Source organism: Prevotella sp. CAG:592 (assembly GCF_000436015.1).
Classification (GTDB): Bacteria; Bacteroidota; Bacteroidia; order Bacteroidales; family Bacteroidaceae; genus Prevotella; species Prevotella pectinovora.
Genome location: NZ_FR892608.1, coordinates 1 through 3,926, shown reverse-complemented (window position 1 = coordinate 3,926; position 3,926 = coordinate 1). Strand labels below are relative to the sequence as shown.

Below are 3,926 nucleotides of genomic sequence, written 5' to 3'. Positions count from 1 at the left end.
CGTTGTGAGCGAGAGATATCTCTCCCGGCTGCGGATTCATGCCGCCGCCAACGAGGGCGACCTGGGATATAGTGTGATGGGGCGACCGGAAGGGGCGCTGCGAGATGAGCGACATCCCTTTGCCGAGCTTTCCTGCCACGGAGTGTATCTGTGTGGTCTCCAAGCTCTCGGCAAGCGAGAGCGGAGGGAGGATAGAGGGCAGACGCTTTGCCATCATCGACTTTCCGCTTCCCGGCGGACCTATCATCACCATGTTGTGACCGCCGGCGGCAGCCACTTCCATGGCACGCTTCACGTTCTCCTGTCCGCGCACGTCGGCGAAATCGAGATCGAAATTAGACTGCTGTTCGTAGAATTCGCGCCTCGTGTCAATCCTCGTTGGTTCAAATTCTGCCGTGCCGTTGATGAAAGCGATTACATCGGCAAGACTGTCCATGCCATACACGTCGATATTGTTCACCACCGCCGCCTCACGGATGTTCTGGCGCGGCACGATGAGAGCCTTGAACTGCTCTTTCCTGGCACGGATGGCTATGGGCAGGGCACCGCGTACGGGCTGCAGCCTGCCGTCGAGACCAAGTTCTCCGACAAACATGTATTTGTCGAGATTCTCCGTCTCCACCTTCTCCATGGCGGCAAGGATACCTATCGCCAATGGCAGGTCGTAGCCACTGCCCTCCTTGCGAAGGTCGGCGGGAGCCATGTTCACCGTGATGTCGGCAACGGGGAATTTGTATCCGTTGTTGAGCAATGCCGCAACGATGCGGTCGTGGCTTTCCTTCACCGCCGTATCGGCGAGTCCTGACAGGTGGAACATGATTCCTCTGGTGAGGCTTATCTCTACCGTCACTGTGGTCACCTCAAGTCCGTTCACGGCGGCGCTGTATGTCTTTACGAGCATTAGTCTTCTGGTTTATGGGTAGTGAGTGTATTTATGTCTATTCTGTTGTATGCCTATCGGGGGCTATGCATTATCTGAGATAACGTTCTATCTCGTCTATCGGCACGCTGCGTGCCACCACCTTGCCGTCGGCCCCCACGATGATGTTGTCAGGCACGGCATGCAGTCCGAGTTTCGAGAGAAGCTTGCTTTCAAAAAGCTGTTCGTCGCATACCGACGGATAAGTCAGCGATTCGTTCTTCATCACCCTGCTGCATATCTTGGCGCTGGCATCTACATTGATGCCCATGGCAGCCACGCTGCCGCCGGCGTTGTTGATGACAGTGTTCACACGGCGCATCATGTTCTCGCTCTCGAAGCTCCACGAAGCCCATGTGAATATTATCGTTGTCTTGCCTCTGAATGTGGCATTGCTCACGGAATTGCCGTCGGTCGTAGTGGCATTGAATGCCGGCAGCATGTTTCCCTTGCATGAGGCGAGCAGCATGTCGATGTTGCGCTGCATCCTCACGAGTCCGCCGTTGTCAGGCTGGTTTATCAACGGAAGCAGCTCCTTGGCTTTCTTCACGTATTCGGTGTTTCCGCTGCATACGAAATATTTGTTCATCAGATATATTGCCACCTGCGACTTCGGATTGTCTTTGATGAAGGTCTCTGCCATCTTCACCGTTTCTGGCGGACTTGCAGATGCCACCGCCTGTCTGAAGTCGCTCATCAGCTCGTTGTCCTTTGTGCCGGTGGTTGTCATCTGCTTCAGGTGTGAGGCGTCCGCCTTTATGTCTACGCTCTTGCCGGGTTCGGCAAAGACGGGCTGCTCTGAGAAGTTGGGGAAGACGATCATCAGCGTTCCCCTCCTCTTGCATGGAATGTCGAGGGAGAATCGTCCGCCGTTCACCTTTATGGTGTCGATGCCGTTTGTCAGTCCGTCGTTGCTATACAAATAGAGTTCTCCCTGGTTCATGTTTAGGAAGCGACCCTCAATGGTGAAGTATCCCTTTCTGCCGGAACAGGCAGTGAAGGCTATCGCCATGATGGTGATGAAGAAATAGAGTATGCGTTTCATTTTCTTGGAATAAAAAAAAGAGGAGGGTGTAGACAAACGATATGTTGCTTACATCCTCCTCTGTGTATGATCAGTTTATTATATTGTCATAGCGATGACCTTACTTGCTGACATTGATCAGCTCGAGGTCGTTTGCTGCGTATGAAGCCAGGCTTGGATCCTTCTGCAGCGCGCTCTTCAGATATGAAGAAGCAGCATCGTTGTTGCCCTGACGTGCGTTGGCGATAGCGAGCAGGTAGTCTGTCACGCCAGTCTTGTTCTTCACTCCGTTGAGAGTAGAGATAGCGCCAGCATAGTTCTTGTTCAGAATCTGTGCCAAAGCAGCGGTGTTGCTGTTCACACCGTTGAAGTTCTGCTCAGCCTGTGCATATTTGCCGTTGGCGATGTTGAGAGCACCGAGAGCCTTGTTCAGGTCGTTGGCGCCGGTAGCCTTGGCGATGTGGTTCTGTGCCTCTGCGGTGTTACCCTCGAGCAGAGCTACAAGACCCTTGTTGGCATTAGCCTCGGCAGCGTCGCTCTTTGCGTTTACAGCCTTTGCGAGATATTCCTTGGCAGCGTCGTTGTTACCCTTTGCAAACTCCAGAGCGGCAACGTTGTTGAATGCTCTGTTGTCGTTAGGATAGATCTCTGCTGTCTTCTTGTAGATAGCCTCCTTCTTGTCAGCGTTGTCCTCAAGAGCTGCAGCATAGAGAAGCTCGTCGGCGCTGAGCTTGGTTGGGTCAGCATTGTACTGCTCCTTGATCTGGTCGTCGCTGCGTCCGATTGTCTCGTAGTTGATGATGAGACGTGAACGGCGCAACTCCGGCAGGATACCGTCAGCGAGCTCACGGAAACCGGCAGACATGTTTCTGATCTGCTGCTCGCGCTCCTGTGGGTCCTGATACATAGAGAGCACGCGGAGGATTACGTCCTTGTCCTGGAGGTTAGACGCTGCAACGAGCTTCTGGAATCCGTCCCAGTCCTGTGCTGTATATCTTGCGTCGATATCTGTGCTTACCTTTGTCTTCTTCAGAGTCTGCTTGACATACTTCTCTGATGTGTTCTGACGCTTGCTTGCGAGCTTGTCGTTGAACTTCACGCCACCCTCTGGAGAAGCGTAAGCTGCAACTTCCACGTTCTTGATGTTGAGTCCCTCTTTGTCGCGGTTGATCTTCTTGAGCATCTGAACGAACTCCTTCACTGAGTTGTTCTTCATCTCGCTCTTGCGCAGGTTAGCCTGGTTGATGAGGAACTTGATTTCTGCCTCCTGCTTCTGAGCCTTCACTCTCTGGAATGAGTCTGGCGCGATGCAGGCACCGTCGCTGGCGAGTGTCTTCTTGTAGAACTCTGATGTTGAGATAACGCCTGTGGCTACCTTAACTTCAGGCACGTTTACTTTCTTCTTGCCTACGTAAGCGTCGAAGGTGAGATAGAGGTCGCTCTTCTGCATATCCGGGACGTAGTCGAAGCTGGTGTTCATTGTGTAGTTTCCACCAACCTTATACTGGATTGTCTGGTTGTTGCCTGCCACTTTCTCTCCCTGGAAAGTAGCTCCGTTGCCCTTTGCTGTCTTGCCGTCGGCATAGCGCAGCTCTGGAGTTACGGTAACAACAGCCTTCTTCTTCATATACTTTTCCGGGAATTTGCCGTTGATTGTTGTTGGCACCTTACCTGCTTCTGTTTCGAGCGGGTTGGGATTAACACTAAAATTGTCAGCGCTCAATGCACCTAATTTAGATGAACATGAAGAAAGCGCGAGTAACGCTGCTGCTGACATGAACAATACTACATTCTTTTGCATACTGATGAAGATATAAAGAAAAGTTTTATAATTATAACGCTAAATGTGATATTAAATATGTGCCGCGAGCGGGACTCGAACCCGCACGGCCATTCCTGGCCAAGGGATTTTAAGTCCCTCGTGTCTACCAATTCCACCATTGCGGCATCTTCTGGAGCGGAAAACGGGACTCGGACCCGCGA

General features: G+C 52.3%; 3 protein-coding genes and 1 tRNA gene. All 4 read right to left on the bottom strand.

Going from position 1 to position 3,926, the window contains the following annotated elements; translation table 11 throughout:
* Nucleotides 1-901, bottom strand: a 901-nt coding sequence (locus tag QVO99_RS08320) for a YifB family Mg chelatase-like AAA ATPase (protein WP_288177081.1), incomplete at its 3' end; no start/stop codon positions are given.
* A 70-nt stretch (nucleotides 902-971) separates the two neighbouring features.
* On the bottom strand, nucleotides 972-1,964 hold the full coding sequence (locus QVO99_RS08315; RefSeq protein ID WP_288177080.1) for a DUF4369 domain-containing protein: 993 nt from the start codon (nucleotides 1,962-1,964) through the stop codon (nucleotides 972-974).
* A 100-nt stretch (nucleotides 1,965-2,064) separates the two neighbouring features.
* The gene (locus tag QVO99_RS08310; RefSeq protein ID WP_022317149.1) at nucleotides 2,065-3,744 is read right to left on the bottom strand and encodes a tetratricopeptide repeat protein; all 1,680 of its coding nucleotides are present in this window, start codon (nucleotides 3,742-3,744) and stop codon (nucleotides 2,065-2,067) included.
* A 60-nt stretch (nucleotides 3,745-3,804) separates the two neighbouring features.
* Nucleotides 3,805-3,890 (bottom strand) — tRNA-Leu (locus QVO99_RS08305).
* Nucleotides 3,891-3,926 lie beyond the last annotated feature (36 nt).